Source organism: Chloracidobacterium sp. (assembly GCA_016711345.1).
Taxonomy (GTDB): Bacteria; Acidobacteriota; Blastocatellia; order Pyrinomonadales; family Pyrinomonadaceae; genus OLB17.
In genome coordinates this window covers 2,765,892-2,784,251 of record JADJTD010000001.1, presented here as the reverse complement: position 1 = coordinate 2,784,251, position 18,360 = coordinate 2,765,892, and the positions used below count along the sequence as shown (strand labels likewise).

General features: G+C 51.7%; 7 protein-coding genes. 5 read left to right on the top strand and 2 right to left on the bottom strand.

All coding sequences use genetic code 11. The features are described from left to right. Positions 1 to 54: 54 nt before the first annotated feature. Positions 55 to 4,128, bottom strand: coding sequence for a M36 family metallopeptidase (locus IPL32_11520; protein MBK8466450.1), 4,074 nt, complete (start codon positions 4,126 to 4,128; stop codon positions 55 to 57). A 188-nt stretch (positions 4,129 to 4,316) separates the two neighbouring features. Between IPL32_11520 and IPL32_11515 the strand changes: the two genes are divergently transcribed. From IPL32_11515 to IPL32_11505, 3 genes are all read left to right on the top strand, one after another. Then, positions 4,317 to 6,308: an ATP-dependent DNA helicase gene (locus IPL32_11515; GenBank protein ID MBK8466449.1), complete on the top strand. Its 1,992-nt coding sequence runs from the start codon at positions 4,317 to 4,319 to the stop codon at positions 6,306 to 6,308. Between the two features lie 35 nt (positions 6,309 to 6,343). Continuing rightward, positions 6,344 to 6,727, top strand: a complete 384-nt coding sequence (queD, locus tag IPL32_11510) for a 6-carboxytetrahydropterin synthase QueD (protein ID MBK8466448.1) — start codon at positions 6,344 to 6,346, stop codon at positions 6,725 to 6,727. An 89-nt stretch (positions 6,728 to 6,816) separates the two neighbouring features. Then, positions 6,817 to 9,561: a TonB-dependent receptor gene (locus IPL32_11505; GenBank protein ID MBK8466447.1), complete on the top strand. Its 2,745-nt coding sequence runs from the start codon at positions 6,817 to 6,819 to the stop codon at positions 9,559 to 9,561. A 79-nt stretch (positions 9,562 to 9,640) separates the two neighbouring features. Here the strand turns inward: IPL32_11505 and IPL32_11500 are convergent, their stop codons facing one another. Continuing rightward, positions 9,641 to 15,442, bottom strand: coding sequence for a hypothetical protein (locus IPL32_11500; protein ID MBK8466446.1), 5,802 nt, complete (start codon positions 15,440 to 15,442; stop codon positions 9,641 to 9,643). A 135-nt stretch (positions 15,443 to 15,577) separates the two neighbouring features. Between IPL32_11500 and IPL32_11495 the strand changes: the two genes are divergently transcribed. After that, a complete protein-coding gene (locus tag IPL32_11495) occupies positions 15,578 to 16,147 on the top strand; it encodes a sigma-70 family RNA polymerase sigma factor (GenBank protein MBK8466445.1) in 570 nt (189 codons plus the stop codon). A 62-nt stretch (positions 16,148 to 16,209) separates the two neighbouring features. Then, the gene (locus tag IPL32_11490; GenBank protein MBK8466444.1) at positions 16,210 to 18,330 is read left to right on the top strand and encodes a serine/threonine protein kinase; all 2,121 of its coding nucleotides are present in this window, start codon (positions 16,210 to 16,212) and stop codon (positions 18,328 to 18,330) included. The last annotated feature ends 30 nt before the right edge of the window (positions 18,331 to 18,360 follow it).

Sequence of the window (18,360 nt, the reverse complement as noted above, 5' to 3'; positions counted from 1 at the left end):
CCAGTTGATTAAAGAGGGCGTCCGGAGATTTTGGACGCCCTTTTAGTCATGATTCTAAGGAATATATTTTTTCGGGATCGGCATATCGGAACTCAACCCGAACTGAAGCGTCATATCAGGATCAGTCGTAGGGTTGATGTACCAAATGCCGCTACGGAATACACCGACGTCGTCTTTGCCGTCGCCATCGTAGTCGCCCGGAACCGGAACGTCGCCGTTTTGGCCCCAGTGAATCGTAAAGAACTGGCCGTTGGTGCTGTTGTGTATGTACCAGTTGCCGTCAGAAGGTCTGAAGACGGCAAGGTCGATGATGTCGTCACCGTCGTAATCGGCCGGCACGGGCAAATCGGTACCGAGTCCGAATTGTTCCGCATTGAACGATCCGTCGGAACTATCAGTGCCATACCAGATGCCGGATCGGAATACAGCCACATCGGCTTTTCCATCACCGGAATAATCACCGATTACCGGCACGTCTCCGTTCTGCCCATACTGGACCCCGACGAACTGTCCGTCGCTGCTCCTGAGCCAATACCATGTTCCGTTCGACGGACGGAAAACAGCGATGTCGTCCTTGCCGTCATTGTCAAAATCACCAACCTGAGGTACGTCACCTGCGAGGCCGAAATTTGTGGCAAATGTTGTTCCGTTTCCGCTGTTGACGCCGTACCAATAACCGTTTGACGGACGGAAAACCGCTGTGTCAGCCAGACCATCGCCATCAAAATCGCCCGGCGTCAAAATGTCGGTTGAAAGCCCCCAATTCACGCCCGTAAAGCCCTCGGTCGAACGCTGCAAATACCAATTGCCGTCTGAAGGACGAAACACCGAAATGTCAGTCTTCCCGTCGCCGTCAAAATCCGCTCGCGAACGTGTCGCGACAATCGGCGGACATGTGTAGCCATTCTGGATGACCGCTCCCGTCAAGGAAACGGTATCAACATTTGCACCGACTCCGCCGACAGCCGCGTCGGTCGCGATACGCCAGCGAAGTTTTACATTTTGGCCATTCGCAGATGCAGGCAGATTTGCTGTTGACGTAATATACCCGGCGGAAACTCCGATCCACGCCATTCGTCCCCCGAGCGGATTACCTGAAGTATTGTTCACCGTTCCTGTATAACCGCCCGTCACAAATGAGCCGCCTGCGGCAACTATGTCTTGAAACGCTCCATTAGCGATACTTATCTCGAGCACCATCGCATCCCAATCGGGCGTTTCGAATGAATATTGGTTGCGGAAAGTAACTGAAGCCGCAGACGAAGTGACTTGGATCAGCGGGCTGATAAGTGATGATTCGCCCGGCGAGGCTGCGTCATTGCCAAAGGCCGAATTTGGTGCCGTGTCCGCTCCAGATGCCGAAGTGATCCAGGCCGCCTGTGCGCCGGAGTTCGCCTGCGTCCAAGCTGCCGGCAAAGCCGGAGCGGGAACTCCGTCAAAATTTTCTGTCGATCCGCCAAATGACGGAACACCCAGCGGCCCGACAACACCGCTTGCGTTTGCCTGGCCAAGACTACTGTTAATACTAATGTTGAGCGTCGTCGTGCTTCCGCAAGCGACGGCCGGCAAGGTTACCGGAAACGTCCTCGACACAGTTTCGCTGTTCGCAATGGTGCCATAACTAATAGGCGAACCTCCGTTGATAGCTACCATGACATCGGTTGCTATGTTGCCGGTGGAATTATTGATAGGAACCGTCACGAGCACATTTTCAGACGGCTCGAAGTAGCCATTATTGTTGCCGCTCGAATCCGAAATGGTAAAGTTTGGCAACTGCCGCAGATTGGGAAGGTCGAAGGCTTCAATGACGCGAGTCGAACCTCCGCTGCCGTTGACCACCACTTGTGCACTAAATCCCACGCCTCGCAAAGCAAATCCGGCCCACACATCCGCCGTATCAGCTCCTCCAAGGGCCTGTGCCGCAGCAATGATCGCGTCACGTTCCGTTATAAATGTCGGATTCAGCGGTGCGAGTTTCATCCCATCCGTTACGAGCTGCAGCGTTCTACGGTTGCCGACTTCCCAACCTAGCCGCGTTATGAACTTGGCCCTCACTTCCCAAAGAGCGCTACTCCAAATCTCACCGAGGCCATGAACCTGATCTGCTGTAGACGATCCAAAAGAGCCGCGAGCATAAGCTCCATCTGAAATGTTCAACTGTGTTGCGTCAGCATCGGCAAAAGTCAGAGGGTTATGCGGCCGGTTATTCGGGCCGCCTGTGAATGCAATGACAGCCTTCGGAAAGCGGCGAATTCCGTAGTAATAATTGTTGAAAAAGGCTCCGCCTGCTCCGCGGTAAGTGTCGTAGCCACCAGTAGTGTATATGCCGTTGATCGGATCCGTCGGCTCGGACAACATAGCGTGGCCGTAAAAATCACCCCAGCCTTCGCCCATGCCGCCCGACATGTTTGATCCTAAGCCGCTGCTGTTTCCGTGGAGTCGATTCGAAAGGCCGTGTGTGTATTCGTGAACGATCACATCGGCGTCAAGATCGCCGTCAAAATCCGGAGTCGGCCCGGTCCAAAGATACATCTGCATTCGCGGGCGGCCGCCGTCCGACGGCGTTCCAAAATTTGCGTTGTTTGTACCAGAACAATCTTGTGCCTCGGCTGAAACACGGTCGTTGCCTGCTCCGCCGCGTCCGAAATTATCCTGCTGGAAATTGCGTGCCTGTTCCGTAAACCCTAGCCGGTAATACTCGTCGTGAATACGATTGGTAATGTAAAAAAGCTGCGTGACGGCCGCACGTTGATAATCGATCATTTCCGGAGCGACCGCTCCGCACGGAGACGGTACGGTACCGGCCGGCAATGGTTCGTCGCCGCCATTTTGAGCTGGGTTGGTAGGAATGCCAGGTGTGAACGGGAAATCGAATACGCGAGTCGGACTACCTGCCGGAGAGCCATTTGCATCGGGGCCGTTTGCGGAATCGCGGTCGAGGCCTGCCTGCACTGCGTTACCATCCGTCGTGTTTGTTCCGTCAGTCATCCAGCCATTGTTGTTGAATTGATATGGCGGCTCGTTGCCGATGAGCGTCATCATCGTTCGGGGAATGCCCGCGGCTTGTGTACCGTCCGGCGAGGTCGGGCCGGGCGTTCCCGGAAATGGGCTGTCGGCAACGTTGATCATCGCATTTGGATTTGTATATACATTATATGTGGCAGCCTGTGTCTGATCCTGAACAATGTTCTTGCGCCAGAGCATCGTTCCCGTTGCCGCGTCGACGATCACATAAAACGCATTTACCGGCTGCCATATCAGCACTCGCCAAGCCGGAACTGCAACACCGGGCTCGGTCGGGAAATACATCTTCTCAGCCGTCGTTGCCGAACCGCCGGTGCCAAAAACTGCTTTAAGATCTGTCGATTCCTTTGTGTTTCTGCGCAGATCAAGTTTCGATGTGTCGTTATTGATCAGCGCGGCAGCGGATTGGACAGCATTGACAGGATCGCGGAAATCGGTTGACAGAGAGGAATAATCCAAAGCCGGTGCAAGATTGTTGATTACGCGGATCATTTCACCGCGTTTTGTAAAGCCTGCCTTGACCTCGCCTCGAAATACCGGAACGCCGTTGATCTCCTGATTAAGTTCGACAAACGAAAGATTGCCGTCAGGATTTGTATAATCGGCAAAGACTTTCAAGCCGTCTATCTGATTTGAATCTGCTCCGACGAGTTCGGTATTTTGTTTGAGAAAATTTATAAGGACGTTAGCATGACTCGTTCGAGCAGGCGTTGTCGGACCCGTGAGAAATGCGCGGCCTTGTTTTACATCAGGTGCGATCACTTCAGGGATGCGAATATCTTCGTTGTATTCAACCTTGAGTGTCGGCACACGCTGTTTTAGAGCTTCTTCTCCACGGACAAAGGCCTCTCTCGCATTTGCTATCTGCGATGCGTTTCTTCCCAAGCTTGTGCGAAAGGCAGCTATCTTATCGTAGGCCATTTTGTCCGAACGAATGTCGTAATTCGGCAGATCGGGATCATGACTCTCCGTTCTTTGAACCAAGCCTTTTTCAGCAGTAGAACGCATCTGAAATGGCAGAACAAAAACTGCTGTCAGAATACTCAAAACAAACAGGCAGAAAAATACTCTGCGGCGTGATTCAAAATTAAAAAGAGTGGTCATTGATAAATCTCCAAATATTAAGAAGTGCTGCGGACGAGAAATACGAAAGATTCTATCCCGTTCGAAATAGGTGCACAAAAACACTAAGATAAGAGTCTGGGTATCCTCGGGAAGCCGGAAGCTACTATCGAAAATGATTTCGCTGCAAACATTGTTTGTAACAAAAATGACATGTTAAGTCAATAAAAATGGGCGGACAGAACGCACAAACAGAAAGAAGCGATGAATTTGCTGAAATCTTCGGCGAAGGCGGCCTCATCTCGCGCTTTCACGACAGTTATGAACATCGCGAAGGCCAGATAAAAATGGCCGAAGCAATCGCACGCTCATTTGAAGATAAGAAGCACCTAATTGTCGAAGCCGGAACAGGAACCGGCAAGACGCTCGCCTATCTCATTCCGGCGATAGCCGCATCCATAAAGAAGAATAAGCGTGTAATAATTTCAACTGGCACCAAGAATTTGCAGGAACAGCTGATGGAAAAAGACATTCCTTTCCTGCAAAAGATAATGCCAAAGAAGTTTTCGGCGGCTTATATGAAAGGCCGGTCGAATTACGCATGTCTTAACCGCATTCACAAGAACGGCGATCAGCCGATTCTTGACGGTATGGATCAGATCGACCATTTCCGCCACGTCGTCGAATGGTCGCTCGAAACGAAGACCGGCGACCGTGCCGAGCTCACTTATTTACCGGAAAACCTTTCATTCTGGAACCGCATAAACGCGAAAAGCGAGACTTGCATCGGCCAAAAGTGTCCGGATTTCGAGCCTTGCTTCATCACGCGGATGCGTGCAGGTGCCGACAGTGCAGACATCGTGATCGTCAACCATCATCTTTTCTTCGCCGACCTCAATGTTCGCGGTAATCAGTTTGGCAAGGTGCTTCCAGATTACGGCGCGGTGATCTTTGACGAAGCTCACTTGATCGAAGACATCGCTGCCGATTATTTTGGCTTTCAGGTGTCGAATTTCCGCATCGACGAAATTATTCGCGACGCAAACCAATTACCGATAACCGACGCCATCGCGACGAGTGGAATAATGAGAACTTCGACGCGAATCAATGGTTTTTCTGAGCAATTTTGGGTTAGATTCACTCAGGCACGCGCGCAGGAAGGCCGTTTTCCATTATTTCCTGATGCATTTGCCGCGCTCACGAGCAACGGCCAAACCACGCCAACACCGCTCGGCGAAACATATAGATCGCTAGATGAAAACCTGAAACGTCTTGAGACCGAGGTCGATGTTTATTCGGAAAAAATACCCGAAGCTGAGAGTGTCGTCCGCCGCATCCGCCAGACGCGATTCGATCTCGATTTTATCGTCAAACAGGCCGACCGTAACTTTGTCTATTGGCTCGAACGTCGCGGACGCGGTGTCTTTTTACAGGCATCGCCGGTCGATGTCTCTGAGCTGCTGCAGGAAAAGTTATTTAACAAGGTAGAGACGTGCATTCTCACCTCAGCGACGCTTTCGACAAACGGCAGTTTTAATTTCATCCGCGACCGTTTGGGTTTGACCGCCGAAAAGACAAATTCGCTTGTCGCCCCGTCGTCCTTCGATCACGAAAAGCAGGCAGTTCTTTATCTGCCAAAGTCGATGCCCGATCCGCGTTCACCGGAATTCTTACAGGTCGCTGCGAATGAAATAATCAAGATATTACAGGTAACGCGCGGGCATGCGTTCGTACTCTGTACCAGCAATCAATCAATGGCTGCGCTGTATGAACTCGTCTCTTCACGCATCGGCTATCCGTGTTTTCTTCAGGGCTCGATGTCGAAGACCGGCATTATCGACAAATTTCGCACGACGCCAAATGCTGTGCTTTTCGCCACATCAAGTTTTTGGCAGGGCGTCGATGTGCGAGGCGAACAACTTTCATGCGTCATAATCGATAAACTTCCCTTCGCCGTCCCAACCGACCCGATCGTCCAGGCACGAAGTAAATTCATCGACGAAAACGGCGGCCGCTCGTTCAGTGATTACAGCGTTCCGCAAGCTATCATCTCGCTTAAACAAGGTGTCGGCCGTTTAATACGAAGCACGACTGACCGTGGTGTTATCGCTATCCTGGATCCGAGACTGCGTTCCAAAGGTTATGGTCGGGATTTTCTCCAAAGTTTGCCGAGGATGAAGATAACGGGCGATCTCAATGACGTCGAAGCAGTATTGCAATAACATTCCGAGCATGCGATATTATCGCCTTAAACCATATGCCATCATTCTACGAAGTAATGATCGAACGCAATTTCTCATCGGCTCATCAACTGCGTGGGTATAAGGGAAAGTGCGAAAATCTGCATGGGCACAATTACAAGATCGAGATCTATGCTCGCGGCGAGGAGTTGAACAATATTGGGCTGTTGATAGATTTTGGTGACTTGAAAACGGCGGCGGACGAGATCGTAAAATACCTCGACCATCGCAATATCAATGAGCTGCCGCCATTTGACGAAGAGTTGAACCCGTCGGCTGAAAATCTAGCCCGATATTTTCTCGAATACCTTAATACGCGCGTTGCGGACGAACGTGTGAAAGTTTATAAAGTTCGTTGTTTTGAAACACCAACCAGTGTTGCTACCTATCAAGTCGAGTGATCACATCAAATACCTGCGAACCCTGGTAATAATCTCACGACCAGATATTTTTGCTGCTCGTCGCTCAATAATCTAAAGAAAGTGCGATTATGAAGAACTACATTTATTACTTCGCGTTATGCGTCTGCCTTATGGCGGTCACAGGCACCCAGGCTTTGGGGCAAAATCGCATTAGCGGAACGGTAACGGATGAGGCAGGCTTGGTTGTTCCGGGGGCAGCGGTAACGCTTGCCAACGCCCAGCAAGTAGTGTTGGCAGCGGTCGAGACCGATGAGCAGGGAAAATACAGCTTTGAAAATGTTGCCGAAGGCTCATATGTTCTTACTGCGTCCCGTAAGGACTTTAGTCCGCAGAACGTTTCGGTGAAGGTTACGGGCAGCGGACCCATTGAAGCCAACCTGAAGCTTCAGGTTAATCAAGTAACAGGAATGGTGACCGTGACAGCCGATACCGGCCTTGCAGCGGACAAAATTAATGTACCGATCCAGCTCAACCTCATCACTTCCGACGGCATAGCGCAGCGTACGACTAGTGTTCTTGCGCAGGTCGCCGATGAAGAAGTGGGAGTTTCGCTGCAGCGGACGAGTCCCACTATAGGAGCGATCTTGGTCCGCGGGTTGACCGAGGTAGGTGTTTACGTTGATGGCATCCGGTACACGAACTCGACACAACGCGGCGGCATCAATACGTTTTTCAATCTCAATGAACCGTCATCTCTCGGTTCCGTCGAGGTACAACGTAGCCCCAATACGGCACAGTTCGGCTCGGACGGCCTCGGCGGCAACGTCCAGTTAATCTCACGACAGCCTGAGTATGGGTTTGACTCTCCCAAATGGAACGGTGAACTAAACACCTCGTTCACCAGCGCAGACACTTCGTTCGGCAGTAATGCCCTGGTCGGTTATGGCACGAAAAGATTCGGTGTGCTGGGCAATATTGTGGGGCGCCGCGTAAACACCTGGCGCCCGGGCGGCGGCATTGAGAGCCATTCTTCGATTACGCGATTTTTCGGCCTCTCGTCAGACATCATCGGCAGCGACCGACTTCCCGATACTGCGTTCACGCAATACGGCGGCACATTTCAGATGAACTTTGCTATGGCGAACGATCAGAATGTGAGTTTTCGCTATCAACGAAGTCACCAAGACGGCGGCAAGCGTTACGATCAATTGATTGGCGGCGACGGCAACCTGATCGCGGATCTTCGCAATTTGATGCTCGATTTTGGCTACCTTCGTTATGTCAAGGTTGGAGCCGGCTTCTTTGATACCTTCTCGGCGAAAGTTTCCTATAACAGCCAACGCGAAGAGAGGATAAATCAGGGCGGCCAGGGAAATTTTCTAGCGGCCATCACAAACGATAAAGAACGTACAACCGTTTGGGGTGTCGGCTTTTTCCTGGACAAGCAGTTTGCGCGGAACAATTTTCTCGTCGGCGGCGATCATTATCACGACAGGGTCACGGCGCCGTCCTTCAGCACCGACCCTGCAACGCTAGCTGTTACGCTTGTCAGGCCGCGGGTTCCGAACGGATCGACCTACGATCTAAGCGGCATTTACGTTCAGGATGTGTTTGAAGCGGTGCAGGGTCGATTGAGGTTAAGCGGCGCACTGCGTTATAACGTCGGGCAATATAAGGCTCGTGCGGCCGATGCTCCGATGGTCGGCGGAGCCCCGCTCTTTCCGGACGACTCGGAGAGGTTTGAGGATTTTTCAGGCAGGATCGGAGCAACCGTCACTATCACTGATGGGTTGAACGCCGCCTTTAATTACTCGCGTGGGTTTCGAGCTCCGAATATCACCAGTTTGGGCGGACTCGGACTCGTCGGCGTCGGCTTTCAAGTCTCTACCTCCAGCGTGGCAGGACTCGGTGCAACGATAGGCACCACCGCCGATGCTACGGCCGTGTCTTCGGGCTTTTCTGTCTCGCCTTTAAGCTCAGAGATCAGCAACAATTACGATCTTAGCGTCCGATATAGAAACCGGAGATTTGAGGGTAGCTTGAACGGCTTCCTGATCGATTTGGGTAAAACGATCGTTCGCCAGACACTCATTTTGCCTCCCGGAGCTGTTGGCACGCAACTTGGCAGTCAAACTATAATCGCGCAAAATTCTAACGGCGCCGTGTTCGTAGCGGCTTCCACTTCACCGGTACTTGTACAGGCAAATTTCAGCAACACGCGGGTAAAAGGCACCGAGGCAGAATTTGTTTACCGATTTACGGATTCGTGGTTGACGGCGGGAAACTATTCGCATGTTTTTGCCGAGGACAAGGCGACCGGAGTTCCCCCTAATCTTGGCGGTGGTGGAATACCGCCTCAATTCGGTTTTGTGCGGCTGCGATATCAACCGACAGGTAAACGATACTGGGTCGAGGGCTATGCGAATACAGCAGGCCGACAAACACGTCTTTCGTCGTTGGATTTAGCAGACAGGCGCACTGGCGGTGCTCGAACGAGGGCTCAGATCCTGAACTATTTCCGACGAGGAGCTTGCATTCGAGGTATAACGACACCGGGAACAACAGGCTGTGGCTCGGCTGGCGGCATCTTGGTCTCGACCGGTGAGACCCTTGCTCAGGTGCAGAACCGAGTGCTTCCAATCGGAACAGTCATCAATGGCGTTCTGGTGGTGGATAACAATACCGCCGTGCCTCTCTTTGGTGCGATCCCGGGCTATGCGTTATTTAATGTACGGGGTGGATATCGATTTGGTGAGAGTCACGAGATCACCGCTGACTTTGAAAATATTGGCGACAAGGGGCATCGTTCACCAGGATGGGGAATTGATGGCTCAGGGAGGAGCATCACGCTGCGTTATCAGTATCGGTTTTAATAACGTAGTTATTAATATTAAGAAAGGCGGCTTGGAAATTTCCGAGTCGCCTTTCTTGTTTGTTATTAGGAATAATTTTTTACTGCTCAGCGATCAAATCGAGGCTTAGCATTTGACCGGTGATGCTGACGGTCAGCGGATCAAAGGCGTAATGTCTTGACTCAATGCTGACTGTATAGGTTTGGCCGACCTGCAAGCCGCCAAACCTGTAAACTCCAAAACCGTTGGAGATCGTAGAGCGACGCTGACCAGTCGAGTCTGTCAAGATAACGCGGGCATTCGGAATGCCCTGTCCCATCGCATCTAGCAGACGGCCCGTTATCTCAGCACTGTTTGGTGATGCTGCCGACAATTCTACCTGTCCGTCGGCAGCTGTTACGCCTGGATCGCCTTCGTTAAATACAAGCCTCTCCCACGTGAGCGGTGATACCGAACCCGGTGCTCCAACCGCCGTGAATCTGAGATTCAGCAGAACTCCGTTCTCAGCAATTGGTACTGGGCCGTAAACCGCGACTCTGAGAAGGCCCGGTTCTTTGGCGTTCACCGCAAAAGACAGCCTTCCGCTTACAGTTCCTGCGACACCGACCGGTTCGGCCTGAGGTTGTATGACAGTCGGATCATACCTTAGGTCGAATTCATACGAGATGATCCCTTTGTTCATTGCTCCATGTACAGTTACGGGAACTATCACCTCGTCATCCGCCGGTGTCGCAAGATTTGGTACGGTAACTGCGATCTCACGCTCAGGGCCGTTTGCAGTCCTTGCATTTGTGTTCGTCCAGTTACCTGTAACCTCGCCCATGAGCAGTGCACTGTAATCCTCGCCGGCAATGCTGCTGGCCACTGAGGCGTACGTTCTGCTTACAGGCAGGAATTTCCATTGTCCGGCCTGGCCGAACGGCGGGCTGTTAACCGAGTAACCGGCAACCTGTGCGGCATCGAACGAAGAGATCGTGCCGTTATTGCTTGTGTCCGCCACAAGCAGCTGATTGCCGGTCAACTGCGGATTAGGCGGCCCTACTGCATGCTGCGATATTCTTGCCGCATCGAATGATGAGATCGCTCCATTTATCGCTCCCGTCTTTGTAGGCGTGACGGTGTATGAACCCGCTCCAAAGCCTGTGAGCGAATATGTCCCTCCCGGAAAACTAGTCGTTGTCGATACATTCGGCGACCCGACTCCGCTCATCAGCACATTCGACACAAACCGCGTCGCTGCCGGAATTGCATTGCCGTATGTTACAGTTCCGCTGATCGCTACCGGAGCAGTCGGCGTCGGCGTTGCGGTGTTTGTCGACGTCGCTGTGGCTGTTGCCGTGTTTGTCGGTGTAAAGGTTGCTGTGCTTGTAGCAGACGGTGTGTTCGTCGATGTAGCGGTTGCTGTATTTGTGGATGTTGATGTCGGTGTGTTTGTTGCGGTTGGCGTGGGCACACCGTTAGTGCTGATAGCCCATGGTGAAAACTGCGTTACACCGGTCTGCTCAACCCAATTATTAGTAGTGTTGTTTGCCGAAACTCCAACTTGAACCCACGATCCGATAAATCTGAAAAGCTTTAGCGTCGCTTCCGTATTCCCATTGAGTTCACTGTCAAGGTAATGCAGCCGCACGGTTGTTGAATATCCAGTGCCGCCTGTGGGTGTAATTGTATATGATCGCGTGACAGCATTGGCAAAACCGGACGGCTGTGTTTTTGTCATGTTGACGGTAACTTCGGTTGGCAATGTTCCACCCACTGCAAATGCGATGCTGTTAAAGGGATTGCCGAAGCTGAGGGCTGCTCCGCCGCCAGTAAATCCTGTGCGTTTTACGTTTCCGATGACATCTGCTACGCCGGTCGAAGTTCCGGTAGAGGGCATAGTCAGAATGTTTGATCCAGTGTTGAAGTCGTTTGTCAGCGTAAGGACGCCGTTGGCAGCAGCGTTCTGGATGAGACTGACGCCCGAACCGGCGTTAGAGATCGTTAAGTTGTTAAATGTTGTTGCCGAAGTGCCGCCAATAGATTGAGCACTTGAACCGTTGAAATTGACAGTGTTGGTGTTTGCGGTAAAGGTGCCGTTGTTAACCCAGTTTCCGTTGACATTGATAGTCGTTCCGTTGGTTCCGGCAAGAGTAGATCCGCTGTCTATCTGAACGTTTTTGTATGTACTGCTGCTCGTGAATGTACCTGCCTTGACACGCAGCAATTCGTTTACGGTCAGCCCGGCAAAGCCCGTTACGCCGGCCGCATTGTTCATGTTGAGATTGTTGTATGGCGTAAATCCGGCTAAGGTCTGCGCAGCCGAGCCGTTGTATTCGACCGTGCTGCCAGTGACGGTAAATGTGCCGGAGCCGCTTAAAGCCGTTCCTGCATTTGAGAGCAAGAGAGTCCGATTTGTGATATTGAATGTTGCACCGGTGTTGATCGTGACTGCTCCCATTTGCTTATCGACTGCCAGCGTTGTGGTCGAGCCGCTAAGTATGGTTGCGATATTTCCCGTAAAGCTACCCGTTCCTGCAAGCGATTGAGCAGCCCCGCCAAAAACAAATGAACTGACTGATACGCCGGCATTATTGGTAAATGTTGCACCGTTAACTCTGAACGTTCCGGAACCGCTAAGCGGCGCTCCAACGGTTGCATTGCCGATGATGGTTAACGTTTGCGCTGCTGGGACCGTTAATGCAGTTGCGGTCGCATCGACGGTCAAGGTCGAGTTCACCGTGCCTTGTGCATCAGTGGTGCCGGAGTTGACGGTAAGTGACGCATTAAATCCGCTTGCTCCGGCATTAAGGCCGACATTTGCTCCCGTAGTTCGAACAGCACCGGTTACGGTTCCACTGTTGGTAAATGTTGTGCCGTTAAACGTAAGTACGTTGCCGCCCGTGGCGACGGTTGTGCCGCTCCCGACGGAGAAGGAGCCATTGCTGAACGTTATGTTGTTCGCGAGTGATGTATTCGATGTACCTGTAATCTGAAACACGCTGCCGGTCCATGCTCCGGTTCCTAGAATCGATTGTGTTCCACCGCTGAATGTCGTGGTCGGAACCGATTCGGTTCCGCCATTTGAAAAAACCGTACCATTGAAAGTCAATGCAATTCCGCCGCCGCCGCTTAAGGTCGAACCCGCGGACGTCGACGCGTTGCCGTTCACCGTAAGGCTGTTGCTTAAAGTAACAGTATGTGTGTTGTTATTCGTAAGATTGCCAATGGTATTGGACGGAGGGATCTCGTTTCCGGTTGCGATCGGATTACTGCCGAAATAGGTGATGTTTATTACGCCCGAAAAGGTCGGCAGTGCAGCCAACGTGCCGTTTCCACGGGCGATGGTTGCATTAGCAGCCAGTGTCAAAAATGCTCCGTTGGTAAATGTGCCGTTTGTTAGAGTGAGCAGCGACGCAACCGATTCTGCCGCCGACAGCGTGACCCCGGCTGTGTTGTCGATTCCGAGTTGGTTGTAGCTTACACCTACAGTTTGAACCGTCTGAGCCGCCGTACCGTTGTATGTGACATTGACGTTTGCAATCGTTCCAGCTCCGCTTAACGCTGTTCCGGCGCCGTTTAAAAAAGCCATGAATGTCGAAGTTGCGAACGTGCCACCCGTATTTACGGCAAGGGTATTTAGTTGGTGGTTACTCGCGAGCGTCACGATCGAACCGCTTAGTATCGAAGCCGCAGCAGCCGTGGTTCCGGTGCCGGAGAGGGTTTGTGCCCCGCTTCGTCCAAAAACAAGGGTTCCGCCTGTGATAGTGCCGTTGTTTACAATATTGGCTCCATTGGCATTGATAGCTGCGGAGGTTTTTGTCATTGTCCCTCCGACGTTTACGGTAAGATTGCCAAGCACGGTTATCGTTTGATTCGTCGAGTTAAATGTCGCCCCCGTATTTACGGTGAGTGACCCGCCGATCGTGCTTCCAGAAGCCGTTGTTGTGCCGCTGTCGATCAGTAGGGAACCTGTGAAACTAGCTCCGACATTGAGTGATGAGGTACCCTGCGTGCGGATCACCCCCGCGCCGGTACTCGTGTATGCGCCGGCGCCTCCAACACTAACCCCATTGAGTGTCAACGTGAATCCGCCGACCGCAAACGTGCCACCGGTGCTGACCGACAGAGACGATGCCGCCACGCCGTCGCCAATCTTTAGGTCGCTTACAAGGGTTGTAACAGACCCGTTGAAAACCGTCATGGCTACTGTAAATGTCCCCGTTCCCGAGAGATTCTGTGTTCCGCTGCCTGTTAAGTTAAAACTGCCGCCGGTTATTGTCCCGTTATTGACGATGTTTGCCCCACTAGCGCTTACAGTGTTGGAGGTTTTGGTCATCGTGCCGCCGGAGTCGACCGTAAGGTTTCCGACAACCGCGAGGCTTAAGTTGATCGAGTTGAGAGTTGCTCCATTTAAGACGGTGAGCGATCCGCCGATAGTGCCGTTGCTTGTCGTCGTGCCGCTTTCAATCACAAATGGGGCAGTAAAATTTGAGTTGCTTGTCAATGTGGAACTTCCCTGAAAGCGGATCGATCCGGCACCGTTTGTTGCCCCGGCACCCGACAAACTTCCGCCGTTGATAGTCAGCGTGTTTGCTCCAATGGCGATCGTGCCGCCCGTGCTAAGCGCGATAGATGTAGGTGTCGCACCATCGCCGATCGTTACGTTGGTTGTAAAGCTAACAGTAGTGCCCCCGAAAACAGTGATGCCGGCGGTGAGCGTTCCTGTTCCCGAGTAGGTTTGCGATGCGCCGCCCACGAAAGTAAATGAGCCGCCTGTGATCGTGCCGTTGTTGACGATGTTTGCACCGCTGGCGGTAACAGTGTTTGATGTCTTGGTCATCGTGCCGCCCGTGTCGACGGTAAGGTTACCATTAACGGTGAGGCTTAAATTGATCGAGTTAAGCGTTGCGCCGTTCAAAACGGTGAGCGACCCGCCGAGGGTGCCGTTGGCCGTCGTTGTGCCGCTGGCAATGACAACCGGTGCGGTTTGGTTAGCTGTACTGGTCAGCGATGAAACGGCTTGAAATCGAACGGACCCCATCCCGTTAGTTGCTCCTTGCCCGGTCACAGAGACGCCATTCAGATTAAGCGTGTTTCCACCAACGGCAACTATAGCGCCCGTATTGAGGGCAAGGCTGGTCGCCGTTACATTTCCGTTGCCGAAGGTTGCATCGCTCGCAAGGGTCGCAACGGACCCGTTGAAAACCACGATGGCGGCGGTAATTGTTCCTGCTCCGGATAGATTTTGTGCTCCACTTCCCATGAAGTTGAAACTACCGCCGGTGATCGTTCCATTGTTAACGAGATTGGCCCCGTTAAAATTGATGCCGCTTGACGATTTGGTCATCGTTCCGCCTGCGTCCACCGTCAAATTACCATTGAAAACCAATGACTGATTGGTTGAATTGACCGTAGCTCCGTTTTGTACGGTGAACGAACCGCCTATCGTACTGCTCGATACTGAGGTAGTGCCGTTAGCGATTGTTAGAGGAGCAGTAAAAGTTCCGCCAATGCTACAAGACGAAGTACCCTGAAGGATGAGAGAACCGGTGCCGTTCACCGTTCCAGAATTTGTCAGCGAGCTCGACGGTCCCGTTCCGCTAAATGTCAATGTTGCCCCCGGGCCTGCAGTTACGGTTCCGCCAGCACTAACTGTCAGATTCCGAACCGTCTGCGCGCCCGTGATAGTTACGACCCGCGTATTCGGAACCGTTACGACGTCGTCACCGTCCGGAACTCCGTCACCATCCGTACCAGTGAACGTCCACGTTGCAGGCGTCGTCCAGTCGCCGCTCGCCGCCGCGGTAAATGTCGCCTGTGCGTTTACTGACACATTCGCAAGTAGGCAAACGGCAAAAAAGGTGATGCCCAAAAGGCAAAAACGGAAATTCTGGCTATTACGGCCCGGCATTGTTTTCATGACTGTGATTCTCCTTAAAAAAATCAGGGTGTTTGAGATATAAGCGTGAAATGTATCAAATGTTCGCCAAAAATCTTTTCATTAAGTTGGACTTGAGGTAGAATCATCCTCGAAACCACTGTAAATAGGGATTTTATGAGCAATGCCGAACCTGTAGAGATCACTCATATATTGCAGGAATGGAATAGCGGTGATGAGTTCGCGCGAGAACGGCTATTAAAATTTGTGTATGACGAATTGAAACGTCGTGCCCGGTATCTGATGTCGCGCGAACGGGCGGAACATACGATGCAGCCGACCGAGCTTGTTCACGAAACTTATTTGAAATTGAACGAGTGCGACAGGGTCGCGTGGAAAGACCGTTCACATTTTTATGCGTTCGCATCGCATTTGATGAGGCAGATATTGGTCGATCATGCCCGTAAACATGCTGCGGCAAAACGAGGCAGCACTCCGATCCGGCTATCGACTGATGATATTGATATTCCTCTTGAAGAACGTGCCAGTTCAATACTTGTGATCGATGAAGTTATGGACCGACTTGCTCTACTTGACGAACGAAAGGCTAACATCGTCGAGATGCGCTTCTTTGGCGGTATGACCAACGAGGAGATCGCTGTTGCACTCGAAACAAGTGGACGCACTGTAAGCCGTGAATGGCAAGCTGCAAGAATATGGCTCGCCCGCGAGTTTAGCCGCAAGTGACCTCAGAAAAAAATCTTGGCTCGATTTCTCCGTTTTTTACGCTTCCTTGTTAGAGGAGAAAAATGTCAACTGGCTCGATTCAAGCTGAAGAATGGGAAAAGGTCAACGCCCTCCTGATGAAGGTGCTTGCTCTCGATCCGCAAGAGCGCCATGCATTTCTGAAAAAGCAGCCTGTTAGCTTCGAGATCAGAAATGAGGTCGAATCTCTGTTGGCTTTTGAGGGTAATGCCGAAGAGATCCTCCAAACATCAGCTCTAGAGTATTCAAAAGATTTTTTTGACGATGAGCCTGAGGAGCCTTTCAAAATGGCTGGGCAGGAGATCGGAGCTTACCGCATAGTTTCGGAACTGGGACTCGGCGGCATGGGTGCTGTTTATCTTGCTGAGCGTCGCGACGGCAAATTTGACCAGAAAGTCGCGGTAAAGCTGCTGAAACGCGAATTCAACGCGGGAAAGATACGTGAGTCCTTTCGCCGTGAGATCGAGATACAGTCAAAACTCGTTCACCCAAATGTCGCGGCGATGCTCGATACCGGTACGACAGACGACGGCATTCCGTACATCGTTATGGAATATGTCGATGGGTTGCCGATAGATAAATACTGTTCTGAAAATGATCTCGGGCTTAAGGAACGTCTAAAGATCTTTAATAAGGCATGCGACGCCGTCGCCTTTGCCCATCAAAATCTCATCGTCCATCGCGATCTCAAACCGTCAAATATCCTTGTCACGTCAGAGGGAAATCCAAAGCTTCTCGATTTCGGCATTTCGAAGCTGCTGGGAACTGTCGAAGATGCGCAGGTAGCGACATTATTCGTCGCTATGACGCCGGAATACGCTAGCCCGGAACAGCTCGACGGCCGCCGCATCACTACTACAACTGATATCTATAGTCTCGGTGTAGTGCTGTTCAAGCTGTTGACCGGAACATTTCCTTACGACTTTAAGCAGAAATACGGTATCGAAAATTTGCGTGAGGTAACCGCTGAAGATCCGGTGCCGCCGAGCAAGGCGCGGAACCCAAATCAGCCTAGATCGATAGATCGGTTACGACTAAAGGGCGACATCGACAACATTGTCCTGAAAGCCATAAGCAAAGAGCCGCGGCAACGCTATTCAACCGTGGAGCAGTTTTCAGCAGACATCTGGCGGTTTATCGACGGCGAACCTGTTTCCGCGAGGCCGGCGACCCTTTCATATCGACTGAGCAAATTTTTCAAGCGGAATAGACTGGCTGTTACAGCCGGAAGCCTTATTTTGGCAAGTATCATCGCCGGAACTGCAGTGTCGCTCTGGCAGGCAAACACCGCACGTGCGCAGGCGGCTATCGCTGTTGAGGCCCAGCGGACTGCGGAGAATGAAGCTGAGAATGCCAGATCTGAACAAGCAAAATCAGAAAAGATCAGCAAGTTCATGGCACAGGTCATCTCGTATGCAAATCCGGCATGGTACGCCGCAGGTTCAAAGTTTGGCGGTAAAGCGAGGGTGATCGATGTCCTTGATGATATGGGCGAAAAGATCGATACGGAGTTTGAGGGCCAAGCCGACATTCAGGCAGAACTTCATCATAAATTTGCAGAGGTTTATACTTTTATCCCAAAACGTGAGGGCGACGCTGAGTGGGATCGAACTTTTAGCCAAAAACGAAAATTCCACTCGCTACGCGCACTGGAACTGAGAAAACAATTCTACGGTAATCGGCACGAGCTCGTCGCCAAAGACATTTTCTACTCTTATTACCTGTTGGGAAATGACGATCAGGAGCGGGCACGCGTTTTAGCGGACGCGGTCCAGATGATGCGCGAAACCAATCCAAACAACCTCAATTTTCCATACATGCTCGAGGCTTATACCGCATATTTGGTTCTGCCTGGAAGATACGAAAAATATCACGAACCTTATCGAAATGCCGTTATTCCGCCAACGGACGAAAACAGCTATCAGATCGCCGAAAGATATTTGCGTGAATCTCTGCCCGTTTTTCGCCTCCATTACAAAGAAGATAACTCAGCGATTTTCGCCGCGGAGTGTAAACTCGCCTACACTTTGGCCGTGCAGGAAAAATGGGCGGATTTTGAAGAGCACTATGAGGTTTGTAAACAAGGATCTTCCGTGCAGGAGGGAGTATCGCCATTTTTGGCTATGGTTGATAAGAAGCTTGCTGAGTTGGACCGGCAAAGGTAACGATTCCAGAATCAGTATGAGGTCACAAAA